A 14,232-nucleotide genomic window follows, 5' to 3' on the forward strand; every position below is an offset into this window, starting at 1 on the left:
AAAGACCAGGGATCAGGGATCAGGGATCAGGGATCAGACGTGGTAGATGTCCACGACGTGGTGCACGAAGTCGTTCTTCAGGACGACCTTCTTGCGGGCGATCAGCGGCTCGGGCCCGGAGATGTCGAGCGTGTAGTACGACGTGCCGAAGTACGTGTCGGTGCTCTGATAGCGGTAGTAGAGCGTGAACCAGTTGAACCGCACGTGCACCAGGTCGCCCTCGCGGCCGGTCACCTCGACGTTGCTGATGTTGTGGCCGGTACGGGGTTCGGGCAGGCTCGTCGCGCTGGAGCGGTCGGTGCGGATGCGGAAGACGCGGTCCTCGAGACCGGCCCGGTTCGGGTAGTAGACGAGGGAGATCTCGGTCTGCGGGTCGCGGGTGAGCGCGTCGTCGTCCGCCCAGGCGGGCATCCAGAACTCGGCGTCGGCGCGGTAGCAGGCGAGCCACTTCTCGAACTCGCGGTCGTCGAGGTGGCGGGCCTCGCGGTAGAGGAAACGGCGGACGTCCTCCAGCGTGAACTTCTGCACTGCGGTGGTCACTTGGCCGCCTCCTCCAGGTCGAGGGCCGCGTTGAGGGTGTCGAGCCAGTAGCGGTGCTGGATGGGGAAGAGGCCCTCGTCCTCGGTGCGCACACCGCTGGCGACCGGGTTGATGCCGATTTTCTTGGCGTCCTCGTCGGGTCCCTCGATCTGGTGCACGGCGCCGCGGCTGAGGTCGTTCCACGGCATGGACCCGGCGAGGTACGTCTTCTGGCAGGAGCGGAACTCCTCCAGGTCGTCGGGGGTCGCCATGCCGGTGGCGTTGAAGAAGTCCTCGTACTGGCGGATGCGCTGCGCGCGCTGCTCGGCCGGCTCCCCCTTGGGGGCGATGCAGTAGATGGTGACTTCCGTCTTGTCGACGGAGACGGGCCTGAAGTGCCGGATCTGGGAGCTGAACTGGTCCATCAGGTACACGTTCGGGTAGAGGCACAGATTGCGGGAGACGCCGATCATCCAGTCGGCCCGCTCGGCGCCCACCTGCGCGGCGAGCTCCTCGCGCCGCTCGTACAGGGGCCGGTTCGCCGGGTCGAGCCACTGGGTCCACAGCAGCAGATGGCCGTGCTCGAAGGAGTAGAAGCCGCCGCGCTGCTTGGCCCAGCCGCCCGCGTCCATCGTCCTGGTGTCGTTCTCCGACTCGCCGGAGGTGCGGCGGGCCTGGGTGGCGGCGTAGTTCCAGTGGGTGGCGGAGACGTGGTAGCCGTCGGCGCCGTTCTCCGCCTGCAGCTTCCAGTTGCCGTCGTAGGAGTACGTGGAGGAGCCGCGCAGCACCTCCAGGCCCTCCGGGGACTGGTCGACGATCATGTCGATGACGACGGCGGTGTCCCCGAGGTGTTCGGCCAGCGGCTTGACGTCCGCGTTGAGGCTGCCGAAGAGGAAGCCGCGGTAGTTCTCGAAGCGGGCGACCTTCTTCAGGTCGTGCGAGCCGTCCTTGTTGAACTGCTCCGGGTACCCGGCCTCGCGCGGGTCCTTCACCTTCAGCAGCTTTCCGGTGTTGTTGAAGGTCCAGCCGTGGAACGGGCAGGTGAAGGTGGTCCGGTTGTCGGTCTTGCGCCGGCACAGCATGGCGCCGCGATGGCTGCACGCGTTGATCAGACAGTGCAACTCGCCCTGTTTGTCACGGGAGATGACGACGGGCTGGCGTCCGATGTACGTGGTGAAGTAGTCCCCGATCTCCGGGATCTGGCTCTCATGGGCCAGATAGACCCAGTTCCCCTCGAAGATGTGCTTCATCTCCAGCTCGAACAGTTCCTCGTCGGTGAAGACGCTGCGCCTGATCCGGTGGACCCCGCGGGCGGGGTCCTCCTCCAGGGCGTCCGCGAGGATGCCCCGTGCGCGACTGGTGCCCTCCGCCATGTTCCCGTCCCTTCGCCTCGGCCAGGCCTGCCTGGTGGCGGCCGTGTTGCGGCTGCTTTTCAGCACCATGACAGCCGGGTGAAGAGTCGGCCCCGGACATTCCCCCAGGGTTGACCCAGGGGGGTATTGATATCGCGGGCATCTCAATAGGCTGCAACAAGATATTTGTGGAGTATGGGGTCCGCTCCCTACGCTGAAGCGCAACGAGGGCCCCACCGAACCGCAACAAAGGGGCAGTCGGATGGAATTGAGGCACCTGCGCTACTTCGCGGCCGTCGCCGAGACACGTCACTTCGGCAAGGCCGCGCAGGCGCTGCACATGGCTCAGCCGCCGCTCTCCCAGGCGATCCGCCGCCTGGAGACGGAACTGGGCGTGGAGCTGTTCACCCGCACCACCCGGCAGGTGTCCCTGACCGGCGCGGGCGAGGTGTTCCGCACCGATGTGGAGCGCATCCTCACGTCCGTCGACGAGGCGGTGGCCCGCGTGGGGCGGTTCGCCACCGGCGTCGAGGGCGTGCTCCGGGTCGGCCTGACCGGATCCGCCTCGTACCGCCAACTGCCCAGCCTGGCACGGCTGGTGAAACACGAGATGCCGCACGTGAGGATGGAGGTGCACACGGAGATGCTGACGCCCGCCCAGGAACTCGGCCTCATCGAGCGGCGCCTCGACGTCGGCGTGCTGCGCCCGCCCATCCGCCAGGAGGGCATCGCGCAGCGGCTGATCGCCGACGAGCCGCTCATCGCGGCCGTCCCTGAGGGCCACTGGCTCGCCGACGCCCAGGGCATCCGCGTCGAGCAGCTGCGCCACGAGGACTTCATCATGTACGGCGCCACGCTCGGCTCCGTCGTCAACGACGCCGTCGTCCGCTCCTGCCTGGCCTCGGGCTTCTATCCGCACCGCGCGTACGAGGTCACCGAGACCTCGGCCGCGCTGGCCCTGGTCGCCGCCGGCCTCGGTGTGGCGGTGCTGCCCGCCTCGATCCGCTCCGCGCCCCGCGAGGGCGTGGTGTGCCGGGAGATCGAGGACGCGCTGACGGTGCCGCTGGCGCTGGCCTGGCGCCACGACGACGACTCGCCGCTGATCCGGCAGCTGCTGGACGTACTGGAGCGGCACGACATGTTTGCGAGAGAGATCGAGGGAATGCCATGAAGATCGTCAAGGTGGAGGCCATTCCCTTTGCCATTCCCTACGTCAAGCCGCTGCGGTTCGCGAGCGGCGAGGTGCACACCGCCGACCACGTGCTGGTCCGTGTGCACACCGACGAGGGCCTGGTGGGCACGGCGGAGGCGCCGCCCCGCCCCTACACGTACGGCGAGACGCAGGACTCCGTCGTCGCGGTGATCGAGAAGATCTTCGCGCCGCAGATCCTGGGACTGACCGTCCTGGAGCGGGAGGTCGTGCACGCCCGCCTCGATCGGACCGTGGGCAATCCGGCCGCCAAGGCCGCCGTCGACATGGCTCTGTGGGACCTGCTCGGCCAGTGCGCGGGACTGCCGGTGTCCGGGCTGCTCGGCGGCTTCGGCGACCGGATGCGCGTCAGCCACATGGTCGGCTTCGCCCCGGCCGACGTGATGGTCGCCGAGGCCGAGCGGATCCGGGACACGTACGGCATCACCACCTTCAAGGTGAAGGTCGGCCGCAACCCGTACACCGAGGACGTCGCCGCCTGCCGGGCGCTGCGCACGGCCCTCGGCCCGGACGTGGAGCTCTACGTCGACGGCAACCGCGGCTGGTCGGCCTCCGACGCGGCCCGCGCCCTGCGCGAGATGGCCGACCTGGATCTGACGTTCGCGGAGGAACTCTGCCCCGCCGACGACGTGTTGGGGCGGCGCTGGCTCGTCGCGCAGAGCCAGGTCCCCTTCATCGCCGACGAGAGCGCGACGCGGGCCGCCGAGGTCACCCGCGAGCTGCTCGGCGGCTCGGCGACGGCCATCAGCATCAAGACCGCCCGCACCGGCTTCACCGCCTCCCAGCGGGTGCTGCACCAGTGCGAGGGCCTCGGCGTCGAGATGGTGATGGGCAATCAGATCGACGGCCAGATCGGCACGTTGTGCTCGGTCGCGTTCGGCGCCGCCCACCGCTCTTCCTCGCTGCACGCGGGTGAGCTCTCCAACTTCCTCGACATGTCCGACGACCTGCTCACCGAGCCGCTCACGATCGCGGACGGCACGCTGCGCGTCCGTGAGGGCGCGGGTCTCGGGATCGCCATCGACCCCGAGAAGCTGGCCCGCTACCGCCTGGACGTCTGACACACCCGACGCACCTCCACCTCACCAAGGATGGGACACACCATGACCGACACCGCCACCGAGCAGGCCACGGCCTCCGCGTCGGGCAACGCGGCCACCGAGCAGTTCCGCAGCAAGCAGCGCGCCGGGGCCCCGGCCGCCGACACCGAGCGGGTCAACACCCTCGTCTCCGAACTCCTGGGCGCCACCCACGACATCATCCGCCGCCACAAGGTCACCTACGCCGAGTACGACGCGCTCAAGTCGTGGCTGATCCAGGTCGGCGAGGACGGCGAGTGGCCGCTCTTCCTCGACGTGTGGGTGGAGCACGTCGTCGAGGAGGTCGCGAACGAGGACCGGGAGGGCAGCAAGGGCACCATCGAGGGCCCGTACTACGTTCCCGACGCGCCGGAGCTGCCCGCCGAGGCCACCCTGCCGATGCGCGAGGACGAGGGCGGCACGCCCCTGCTGTTCCAGGGCCAGGTGCGCACCGTGGACGGCACGCCGCTGGCGGGCGCCACCATCGAGATGTGGCACGCCGACGACGACGGCTTCTACTCCCAGTACGCACCCAACCTGCCGGAGTGGAACCTGCGCGGCACGGTCGTCGCCGACCCGCAGGGCAACTTCAAGATCCACACGGTGCAGCCGGCCCCGTACCAGATCCCGACCGACGGCTCCTGCGGCCGACTCATCTCGGCCGCGGGCTGGCACGCCTGGCGCCCGGCCCATCTGCACCTCAAGGTGTCGGCGCCCGGCCACCACCTCATCACCACCCAGCTGTACTTCAACGGCGGCGAGCACGTGTCCGACGACATCGCCTCCGCCGTCAAGCCCGAGCTGATCCTCGAACCGACGCCGGTCGCCGCGGGCGACGGGCGCGAGGTGACGTACGACTTCGTTCTCGACAAGGCGTGATGCACTGTGCTGTTCGCTGTACGCATGGACGTCGACATCCCGCGCGACCTCGCGCCGGACGAGCGCACCGACCTGGTGACCCGCGAAAAGGCCTACTGCCAGGAGCTGCAGAAGTCCGGTGAGTGGGTGCACATCTGGCGGTGTGTCGGTCAGTACTCCAACCTCAGTGTCTTCGACGTCGCCGACAACGAGGCACTGCACCGCATCCTGTGGGGCCTGCCGCTGTTCCCCTTCATGTCCATCGAGGTGACACCGCTCGCCCAGCACCCGTCGGACCTCGCCGCCGGGGGCCCGGTGCGATGACGCCGTTGCACCACGAGGTGAGCGGCCCGGCGGACGGGCCGCCGCTGGTCCTCGGCCCGTCCCTGGGCACGTCCACGGCGGTCTGGGGGCAGCAGCTCCCGGGCCTGTCACGGGACTTCCGCACGATCGCCTACGACCTGCCGGGGCACGGCGGCTCCGCCACCGGCCCGCCGCGCGACACGGGTGACACGGGTGACACGGGTGACACCACGGTCGCCGACCTGGCGGGCCTGGTCCTCTCCGTGGCGGACGGCCTCGGCCTGGACCGCTTCCACTACGCGGGCATCTCGCTGGGCGGGGCCGTCGGGGCCCACCTCGCCGCGCACCACCCGGACCGCGTCGCGTCCCTGGCGCTGGTCTGCTCCTCGGCGCACTTCGGCCCGCCCGGGCCCTGGCGCGAGCGGGCCCGCCTCGTCCGCGACCAGGGCACGGCTCCACTGCTGGACACCGCTCCGGACCGCTGGTTCAGCGACGAGTCCCTCGCCGCCACGGGCACCGGCCGCCGCCTGCTCGACGCCCTGGCGGCGACGGCCCCGGCGGGCTACGCGGCCTGCTGCGACGCCCTGGCCGCCTACGACCTGCGCGACCGCCTCGCGGACATCACCGCGCCGACCCTCGTGGTGGGCGGTTCGCGGGACATGGCGACACCGCTCCCCCACGCCCGCGAACTCGCGGCCGGTGTCCCGCGGAGCACCCTGGAGGTGCTGGAGTGCGGACACCTGGCCGCGGAGGCGCCTTCGCCGTTGCTGGAGACGCTGAGGAGGCACCTGGGCCGCGCACCGACCCCCTGAAATAGGATCACGCCATGCCCGACACGACCGAGCGCATCAAGATCTCGAAGCGCGCGCAGAACGTCGCCCCGTTCTACGCCATGGAGTTCGCCAAGCAGGCCGCGGCGCTGGAGGCCCAGGGCCACCACGTCGTCAAACTCAACCTCGGGGAGCCGGACTCCGGGGCTCCCCCGGCTGTCCGCGAGGCGATGCGCGAGGCCATGGACGGACGGCCGCTGGCCTACACGGCGGCGCTGGGCCTGCCCGCCCTCAGGGAGGCGATCGCCGGCTTCTACCGGGAGCGCCACCACGTCGAGGTCGACCCGTCCCGCGTCATCGTGACCGCCGGCGCCTCCGCCGCGCTGGTCCTTGCCACCGCGGCCCTCGTCGACGCCGGCGACGAAGTGCTCATCGGGGACCCCTCGTACCCGTGCAACCGGCAGATCGTCGAGAGCTTCGGCGCACACGTCACCCTCGTACCCACCGCGGCGGACACCCGCTTCCAGCTGGACGCGGCAGCGGTGCGAAAGCACTGGACGGACCGGACGTCGGGCGTCATGGTCGCCACGCCCTCAAACCCGACCGGGACCTCCGTGCCCGTCGACGAGCTCGACGCGATCTGCCGGTTCGCACGCGAGCGCGGGGCGTGGCGGCTCGTCGACGAGATCTACCTCGACCTCAGCGACCACGACGAGCACGGCCGGCCGCCGCGCAGCGCGCTGTCGGTCGACCCGGACGCCATCGTCATCAACAGCTTCTCCAAGTACTTCGGCATGACCGGCTGGCGGCTCGGCTGGTGCATCGCGCCCGAGGCGCTCGTCCCCGCGATGGAGCGGCTCGCCCAGAACTACTTCCTGTGCGCGTCGGCCCCCGCCCAGCAGGCCGCTCTGGAGTGCTTCACCCCGGCGTCGCTCGCGGTCTGCGAGGAACGCCGCGGCGAGTTCGGCGAGCGGCGCGCGCTCGTCCTCGACGAGCTGCGCCGGATCGGCCTGCCCGTCCCGGTCCCGCCCGACGGCGCGTTCTACGTCTACTTCGACGTCGGCGGCACCGGTCTCAGCTCCTGGCAGTTCTGCGAACGGGCCCTGCGGGAGGCGCACGTGGCGCTCACCCCGGGCCGCGACTTCGGTACGCACACGGCGGACACCCACGTACGGCTGTCGTACGCGGCGTCGGCCGATGAACTGCGCGAGGGCATGGCGCGGTTGGGCACGTTCGTGGCCACCCTGCGCTGATCGGGCCTCGCCGCGGTGGCGGGGAAGTGGCGGGGAACAATCCCCTCGCAACACCCCTATAGGGTTCGATCATGAGCGAAAGCACACCTCCGGAGGCTGCCGGGTACGACCGTGCGGCCGTGCTCGGTGAGCGCCTGAAGGAGCGCATCTACGCGTCGTTGACCCTGCTCGCCGTGCTGGTGGGCCTCGCGCAGGGCGGGCACGCCACCCACAAGGGGGCGACAGTGGCGGTGGCGGCCACCGCGATCGGTCTGTGGCTGGCGACCCTGGTCGCGGACATGCAGGCCCACCCCGTCGTGCACGGCAGCCGACCCACCCTGCACGACATCCGGCACGAGCTGTTCACCAGCAGTCCTCTGCTGACCAGCGCGATCGGACCGCTCCTGCTGACCGCCGTGTCCGCCCTGGGGGCCGTGGACCTCACCACGGCGCTGTGGATCGCCGCCGGCAGCGAGGTCGCGACGCTGGCCCTGTGGGGATTCGTCGGCGGTCGCAGGGCCGGCGCCGGCGCCCTGCACGCCACGGTGACCTCGGCGCTCAACGCCGCGATCGGCCTGGGCGTGGTCTCCGTGAAGCTGCTCGCCGGTCACTGACCCTCGCGCCCGCCGGACGGCGTGGGCAGCGCCTCAGAGCGGGAACGTGATGACCTCCGAGAAGCTCATGCTGAGCCCGCCCGGCGCGACGAAGTTGGCGATGTCCTCGGCGCCCGCCTGGCCTGCCGGCGAGGCGAGCGCGGCGAGCGCCTCGTCCTTGGAGTCCCAGTCCAGCACCGCCACCACGAAATGCGGCGGCCGGGAGCCGTCGGGCATCTCGGACACGCTCCACTGGAAGGACCGCAGCCCCGGCGTCTGCGAGGCCAGCGGCGCGTGCACCTCCCGGTAGTGCTTCAGGAACTTCTCGGGGTCGGCGGGGTGATCGTAGATGACGGTCATCCGGTACATCGGTCGGCCTCCTCGTGGCACGGTCCGCTCAGGGCGAGGGCCGTGTCGGCCGACCCTCCCGCACCACGGTTACCTTCCCCGGTCGGGGCGGAGCAGTCCCCGTTACTTCTGCTCGTCCTGTCCCTTTCCCTGGTCCATGCCGAGGTGCTTCTTGGCCTGGTCCTGGACGGAGTCGACCTGGGAGCTGTACTTGCCCTTCGTCTTCTTGTCCACGGCATCGCCGGCCATGTCGACGCCCTTGCCTGCCTGGGCCTCGTGCCCCTTGATCATCTGCTTGATCTTGTCCAACGCGGACATGGCAACCTCCTCGTAGGCCTCTCCTACCTCCAGGATCACGCCTGTGGGCACGGCTCGCATTCGGGCGCACCGGCCCGCGGCAGGCAGCGGCGCCCGGCCCCGCGAGCCGGAGCCGGGCGCACTCCAGGTCACAGCACGCGCAGCGTCCCGTACGCGGGCGCCGTCGAGCTCGTCCCCGCGTACACGTCGAAGCGGCCCCGCTCGACGCGGAAGGTGCCCGCCGGGTCGTTGGTCCAGAAGCCCAGGTCCTCCTCGCCGAGGGGGAAGGTGACCGTGGTGGTGGCGCCGGGGGCGAGAGTGACGCGTCGGAAGCCGCGGAGCTTGCGGACGGGCTGGGCGATGCTGGCCGCCACGTCGTGGACGTAGAGCTGGACGGTCTCGTCGCCGGTGCGGTGGCCGGTGTTGGTGACCGTGACGGTGACCTCGACGGTGGCGCCGGCGGCCAGTTCGTCCCGGGTGATCGACTCGCGGGTCGGCGTCGGCTCCGACGTCGTGAAGGTCGTGTAGCTCAGTCCGTGGCCGAACGGGAGGCGCGGGCCGTCCTCCAGGTCGAGGTATTTGGAGGTGTACTTCTCGTCCGGGTCGTAGGGGCGGCCCGTGCTCTCGTGGTTGTAGTAGACGGGGATCTGGCCCACCGCGCGCGGGAACGTCACCGGCAGCTTGCCGCCCGGGTTCACCGCACCGAACAGGGCGTCGGCGACCGCGCTGCCCGCCTCGATGCCGCCGTGCCAGGCCTCCAGGACGGCGGGCGCCGCGTCGTACCAGTCACCGAGGACGAGTGGCCTGCCGTTGACCAGCACCACCACGTACGGCCTGCCGGTCGCGGCGACCGCGGCGATCAGCTCCTCCTGGCCCGCGGGCAGCGCGATGTCGGCGCGCGCCGCGGCCTCGCCGCTGAGTGCCGGGTCCTCCCCCACGACGACCACGGTGACGTCCGCCGCGCGTGCCGCGTCGGCCGCCTGCGACGGGTCCGTGCCCGCGTGCGTGACCGTCGCCGACGGGGCCGCCTCGCGCACCGCCTCCACGACGCTGACCGACGGGAAGCGGCGGCAGCCGGGGCCCGCCCATGTGCCGTGCAGGTCGGTCGAGTCGGCGAAGGGGCCGACCACGGCGACCGAGGCAAGGTCCGGCGCGAGCGGCAGCGCCGACGCCTCGTTCTTGAGCAACACCATGCAGCGCGCGGCCGCCGCACGGGCGGCCGCGCGGGCGGCGGGACTCGGTTCGGTGATCTCGGCGGACTCGTCGCAGTACGGGGTCTCGAACAGGCCGAGCGCGAACTTCAGGCGCAGGACGCGGGCGACGGCGTCGTCGAGGCGGTCGAGCGGCAGCGCGCCCGACTCGACCAGGCTCTCGCCGTGTTCGGTGATGTTCGTGGAGACCATCTCCATGTCCATCCCCGCGGTGAAGGCGAGGGCGGCCGCGTCGGCGCCGTCCTCCGCGAAGCCGTGCGCGATCAGCTCCTGGACGCCCGTGTAGTCGCTGACGACGAAGCCGTCGAAGTCCCACTCGTCCTTGAGGATCGCCTGCATGGTGTGCGCGTTGCCGTGCGCGGGGACGCCACCGACCGTGTTGAACGCGGCCATCACGGTGGCCGCGCCCGCGTCGATCGCGGCCTTGAACGGCGGCAAGTAGTGGTTGCGCAGCCGCTGTTCGGACATGTCGACCGTGTTGTAGTCGCGGCCGCCCTCCGCTCCCCCGTACGCGACGAAGTGCTTGGCGCAGGCGGCGAGCCGGTCGTCGTGCGCGAGTTCGCTGCCGTCGGCCGCGCCCTGGTGGGCCCGGATCTTGGCGACGGCGTAGGCCGCGTTGAGGTACGGGTCCTCGCCGGAGCCCTCGGCGATCCGGCCCCAGCGCGGCTCGTGCGTCACGTCCATCATCGGGGCGAACGTCCAGCGCACCCCGTTCGTCCGGGTCTCGGCGTTCGCCACCTCGGCGTCGCTCCGGGACACCTCGGGGTCGAAGGCGGCGGCCTGGGCGAGCGGGATCGGGAACGTGGTCCAGAAGCCGTGGATCACGTCGAGGCCGAAGAGGAGCGGGATGCCGAGCCTGGAGTCCTCGACGGCGATGCGCTGCAGCGCGTTGGTGTGCGCCGCGCCGTGGATGTTCAGGACGGAGCCGAGCCGGCCCGCCCGCGCGGCGTCCTCCGTCTCGGCGGTCTGCCCGCCTCCTGGTCCTGTCTCTCCGGTCCACGTCAGCTGCTGGAGCTGCCCCAGTTTCTCCTGGACCGTCATCCGGTCCAGCAGTTCCTTGACTTGTGGTTCGTACGCTCGCAGCACGGGGTGACCTCGGAGCCTTCTCTGCCTGTTGCCGTTTCGATGTCCGCGAAGTTAACGTTCTCGCGCGGCATGAATGTAAGCGCATTCAATTGGTGGCGACAAGGCCCCCACCGGGCCTCCCGGAGGTTTCCCATGACGGAGGACGAGACTGGCCCGCTCCGGGTCATGTCGCTCAACCTGCATGTGGACTGGCCCGGTTCACCCCACCCGTGGCGCGAGCGCCGCCCGCTCGTCGCGGAGCTGCTGCGTGGCGCGCGGCCCCATCTGCTCGGTACGCAGGAGGGTCTGCGGGAGCCGCTGAGCGAGCTCGCCGACGACCTCGGGCGCGAGCGCTACGCATGGGTGGGTCAGGGCCGGGAGGGCGGCGACCGGGGCGAGTTCATGGCCGTCGGCTACGACCGCGAGCGCTTCGAGGCCCTGGAGCACGGCCACTTCTGGCTCTCCGACACACCTCACGTGGCGGGCTCGGAGACCTGGGGCGGGGGCTGCCCGCGCATGGTGACGTGGCTGCGGCTGCGCGACCTCACGACCGGCAGCGAACTCCTCGCCGCGAACACACACTTCGACCACGCGAGCGCGCACGCGCGTACCCGCGCCGCCCACCTCCTCGCCGACCGGCTGCACGCCCTCGCCCCCGGCATCCCCCGCATCGTGACCGGCGACTTCAACACCGCCGCGGGAGGCGAGGTGCACGCGGCGCTGCTCGACGCGGCGGACCTGGTGGACGCGTGGGACGCGGCCGAGCGGCGCGGGCCCGCCCTTGGCACCTTCCACGACTACGGCCCGCCGGAGCCGGACGGCGAGCGCATCGACTGGATCCTGGTCTCGCCGGGCACGCGCGTACGCGAGGTCGTGCTCGACGAGTTCACGCGGGACGGCCTGCGTCCGACGGACCACCTACCGGTGCGCGCGGAGGTCCGGCTCCCGCGCGTGTCCCGCCCCTGACCCGAGCGCCCGTCTCCATCCGCACCCGCACCCGCTTCCGCACCCGCACCCGCACCCGCACCCGAAGGACGTTCACCGTGTCGCTGCCCGACCGACGCCCCGCCACCGAGTGGCTCGCCGACGCCGTGCTCTACCAGATCTATCCGCAGAGCTTCGCCGACTCCGACGGGGACGGCATCGGCGACTTCGCCGGGATCGAGGCCCGACTCGACCATCTGTCGTGGCTCGGTGTGAACACCGTGTGGCTCAACCCCTGTTTCGCGTCCCCGTTCCTCGACGCCGGATACGACGTCAGCGACTACTTCTCCGTCGCGCCCCGCTACGGCACCAACGACGACCTCGCCCGCCTCGTCGAGGCCGCCCGCGGCCGGGGCATCCGGGTGCTGCTCGACCTCGTGGCCGGGCACACCTCCGACGCGCACCCGTGGTTCACGGCGTCCGCGAACGACCCCGCCGACCAGCGCTACATCTGGGCGAACCCCGAGGACCCGGCCACCCTCCCCGACGGCTTCGTCGCCTCCCCCGGCAGCCGCCCCGGCTTCTACCTGCCGAACTTCTTCGAGTCGCAGCCCGCCCTCAACTTCGGCTACGCACGCCGGGATCCGGCCGAGCCGTGGCGCCTCCCGGTGGACGCCGAGGGCCCGCGCGCCAACCGGCAGGCACTGCGCGACGTGATGGACCACTGGCTGTCGCTCGGCCTGTCGGGCTTCCGCGTCGACATGGCGGCGTCGCTGGTCAAGGACGACCCCGACCAGTCGGCGACATCGGCGCTGTGGCGGGAGCTGCGCGGCTGGCTGGACACCACGCACCCGCACGCCGCGCTGCTCTCCGAGTGGGGCGACCCTGCGACTTCGGTGCCCGCCGGTTTCCACGGTGACTTCTTCCTGCAGTTCGGCCCCGTCCAAGACGGCATCGCCCTGCGCTCCCTCTGGAACAACTTCGAGGGCACGGTGAGCGAGCCCTGGGAGCCCCTGGAGCCGTACTTCGGGGCGGAGGCGCAGGGCTCCCCGCGTACGTTCCTCGACATCTGGCGCTCGACCACCGACACCATCGGCGACGCCGGATTCGCCTGCCTGCCCACCGCCAACCACGACTTCTCCCGGCTGTGCTGCGGCCCGCGCACCGCGGAGCAACTGCCCGCCGCGTTCGCCTTCCAACTCACCTGGCCGACGCTGCCGGCGATCTACTACGGCGACGAGATCGGGATGCGCTACGTCCCCGGTCTGCCCGACCACGAGGGCAGCAGGCTCGGCCCGCGCTACAACCGCGCCGGTTCGCGTACCCCGATGCAGTGGGACGCCACCGTGAACGCGGGCTTCTCCACGGCGCCCGCCGACAAGCTGTACCTGCCGCTCGACCCGAACCCTGCCCGGCCGAACGTCGCCGACCAGCGGGCCGACCCCGAATCGCTCCTGAACCTGGTCCGGCGCCTGATCGAACTGCGGACGTCGCGTCCGGAGTTGGGCTCGCAGGGCACGGCCCGCGTACTGCACGACGGGTACCCGCTGGTGTACGTACGGGGTGAGCACCATCTGGTGATCGTCAACCCGGGCCGGGCCGACGCCTCGTTCGACCTGCCGCCCGAGTACGCGGACCGGGCCGCGACGCCGCTGCTCGCGCAGGGGGTCGAGGTGACCGGCGGAAGGGTGCGGGCGGCCGGGTTCGGCTTCGGGATCTTCGAGGTCTGAGCCGGGCCGCTCCTACGACGCGGGCGGGGCCCCGAAGAGGCGCAGGATGCTGAGGCGGAGGGCGGCCTCGGCATCGGCGTGCGTCATGCGCCCGGAGGTCGCCTCATCGCCCGCGGCGTGGCCGAGCGCGACCATCGAGGAGACCAGCCAGTGCGGCGGGAGGTCCGAGGTGAACTCACCGGCCCGCCGGCCCCGTTCGACGAGCCTGGTGAGCCGTTCGGTGACGGGTTCATGCAGTTCACGGTCCCGGTCCTCCTCCCCGCCCCGGTCCACTTCGCGGCCCTGGTCCTCTTCGCGGTCCCGCTCGGCCCGGTCTCCTGGCTCCGGTGACGGGACGGCGGAGGCCTGGAGGAGCGGGGCATTGTCCTCGAAGGACCGCCACGCCGCGTCGAGGAACCTCAGCAGCGCGGCCGTGGCCGTCCCCTCGTCGAGCATCGCGCCTTCGAGCGCGGTGACGGACTCCGCCGTCATCCGGTCGAGCGCGGCCCGGACCATGCCTTCGCGCGAGGAGAAGTGGGCGTAGACCGTCTGCCGGGTGACCCCGGCGGCTTGCGCGATGGCCGCCATCCCCGCGTCGGGGCGCTGCCGGAGCAGGCGGGCCGCGGCGTCGAGCACCTGGGCCCTGCTGCGCTCGGCATCCGCCCGGCGGCGCGGCTGACGTTCCTCGGGGACAACCATCTCTTACACCCTTGTCAAAATTACCGGATCGGGGATATCTTACAGACCTGTAAGAGATCGTAG

At 71.2% G+C, this 14,232-nt stretch carries 15 protein-coding genes; 9 read left to right on the forward strand and 6 right to left on the reverse strand.

What is annotated here, in order from left to right:
* Nucleotides 1-33: 33 nt before the first annotated feature.
* Together benB and benA are read right to left on the reverse strand one after the other, a co-directional pair.
* Nucleotides 34-540 carry a benzoate 1,2-dioxygenase small subunit gene (gene benB, locus OKJ99_RS12735; protein ID WP_326016153.1) on the reverse strand — a complete coding sequence of 169 codons (507 nt, stop codon included), beginning with the start codon at nucleotides 538-540 and terminating at the stop codon, nucleotides 34-36.
* Entirely contained in the window at nucleotides 537-1,892 is a 1,356-nt protein-coding gene (gene benA / locus OKJ99_RS12740) for a benzoate 1,2-dioxygenase large subunit (protein WP_326016154.1), read from the reverse strand. Before benA ends, benB begins: the two co-directional genes overlap by 4 nt.
* 241 nt (nucleotides 1,893-2,133) lie before the next feature.
* Between benA and OKJ99_RS12745 the strand changes: the two genes are divergently transcribed.
* The 7 genes from OKJ99_RS12745 to OKJ99_RS12775 all read left to right on the forward strand — a co-directional run bounded on the left by OKJ99_RS12745 (nucleotide 2,134) and on the right by OKJ99_RS12775 (nucleotide 7,937).
* On the forward strand, nucleotides 2,134-3,042 hold the full coding sequence (locus tag OKJ99_RS12745; RefSeq protein WP_326016155.1) for a LysR substrate-binding domain-containing protein: 909 nt from the start codon (nucleotides 2,134-2,136) through the stop codon (nucleotides 3,040-3,042).
* The gene (locus tag OKJ99_RS12750) at nucleotides 3,039-4,142 is read left to right on the forward strand and encodes a mandelate racemase/muconate lactonizing enzyme family protein (RefSeq protein ID WP_326016156.1); all 1,104 of its coding nucleotides are present in this window, start codon (nucleotides 3,039-3,041) and stop codon (nucleotides 4,140-4,142) included. The genes OKJ99_RS12745 and OKJ99_RS12750 overlap by 4 nt, the downstream gene beginning before the upstream one ends.
* Before the next feature lie 42 nt (nucleotides 4,143-4,184).
* The gene (gene catA / locus OKJ99_RS12755; protein ID WP_326016157.1) at nucleotides 4,185-5,039 is read left to right on the forward strand and encodes a catechol 1,2-dioxygenase; all 855 of its coding nucleotides are present in this window, start codon (nucleotides 4,185-4,187) and stop codon (nucleotides 5,037-5,039) included.
* A gap of 24 nt (nucleotides 5,040-5,063) precedes the next feature.
* A complete protein-coding gene (locus OKJ99_RS12760; protein ID WP_456115185.1) occupies nucleotides 5,064-5,342 on the forward strand; it encodes a muconolactone Delta-isomerase family protein in 279 nt (92 codons plus the stop codon).
* Nucleotides 5,339-6,133, forward strand: a complete 795-nt coding sequence (locus OKJ99_RS12765) for an alpha/beta fold hydrolase (RefSeq protein WP_326016159.1) — start codon at nucleotides 5,339-5,341, stop codon at nucleotides 6,131-6,133. Before OKJ99_RS12760 ends, OKJ99_RS12765 begins: the two co-directional genes overlap by 4 nt.
* Nucleotides 6,134-6,147: 14 nt before the next feature.
* Nucleotides 6,148-7,344, forward strand: a complete 1,197-nt coding sequence (locus OKJ99_RS12770) for a pyridoxal phosphate-dependent aminotransferase (RefSeq protein WP_326016160.1) — start codon at nucleotides 6,148-6,150, stop codon at nucleotides 7,342-7,344.
* Between the two features lie 71 nt (nucleotides 7,345-7,415).
* Entirely contained in the window at nucleotides 7,416-7,937 is a 522-nt protein-coding gene (locus OKJ99_RS12775; protein WP_326016161.1) for a hypothetical protein, read from the forward strand.
* Between the two features lie 33 nt (nucleotides 7,938-7,970).
* On the opposite strand, the gene OKJ99_RS12780 is transcribed toward OKJ99_RS12775, so the two are convergent.
* From OKJ99_RS12780 to OKJ99_RS12790, 3 genes are all read right to left on the reverse strand, one after another.
* A complete protein-coding gene (locus OKJ99_RS12780) occupies nucleotides 7,971-8,285 on the reverse strand; it encodes an EthD family reductase (protein ID WP_326016162.1) in 315 nt (104 codons plus the stop codon).
* Between the two features lie 102 nt (nucleotides 8,286-8,387).
* On the reverse strand, nucleotides 8,388-8,582 hold the full coding sequence (locus OKJ99_RS12785) for an antitoxin (RefSeq protein ID WP_326016163.1): 195 nt from the start codon (nucleotides 8,580-8,582) through the stop codon (nucleotides 8,388-8,390).
* A 128-nt stretch (nucleotides 8,583-8,710) separates the two neighbouring features.
* Nucleotides 8,711-10,813, reverse strand: coding sequence for a glycoside hydrolase family 3 N-terminal domain-containing protein (locus tag OKJ99_RS12790; RefSeq protein WP_326016242.1), 2,103 nt, complete (start codon nucleotides 10,811-10,813; stop codon nucleotides 8,711-8,713).
* A 177-nt stretch (nucleotides 10,814-10,990) separates the two neighbouring features.
* On the opposite strand from OKJ99_RS12790, the gene OKJ99_RS12795 reads away from it, so the two are divergent.
* Both OKJ99_RS12795 and OKJ99_RS12800 read left to right on the forward strand, forming a co-directional pair.
* Nucleotides 10,991-11,803, forward strand: coding sequence for an endonuclease/exonuclease/phosphatase family protein (locus OKJ99_RS12795; protein WP_326016164.1), 813 nt, complete (start codon nucleotides 10,991-10,993; stop codon nucleotides 11,801-11,803).
* A gap of 83 nt (nucleotides 11,804-11,886) precedes the next feature.
* The gene (locus OKJ99_RS12800) at nucleotides 11,887-13,491 is read left to right on the forward strand and encodes an alpha-amylase family glycosyl hydrolase (protein WP_326016243.1); all 1,605 of its coding nucleotides are present in this window, start codon (nucleotides 11,887-11,889) and stop codon (nucleotides 13,489-13,491) included.
* Nucleotides 13,492-13,503: 12 nt separating this feature from the next.
* Here OKJ99_RS12800 and OKJ99_RS12805 read toward each other — a convergent pair whose 3' ends face one another.
* Nucleotides 13,504-14,169 carry a TetR family transcriptional regulator gene (locus OKJ99_RS12805; protein ID WP_326016165.1) on the reverse strand — a complete coding sequence of 222 codons (666 nt, stop codon included), beginning with the start codon at nucleotides 14,167-14,169 and terminating at the stop codon, nucleotides 13,504-13,506.
* Nucleotides 14,170-14,232 lie beyond the last annotated feature (63 nt).

This window comes from Streptomyces endophyticus (assembly GCF_035798155.1).
Lineage (GTDB): Bacteria > Actinomycetota > Actinomycetes > Streptomycetales > Streptomycetaceae > Streptomyces > Streptomyces endophyticus.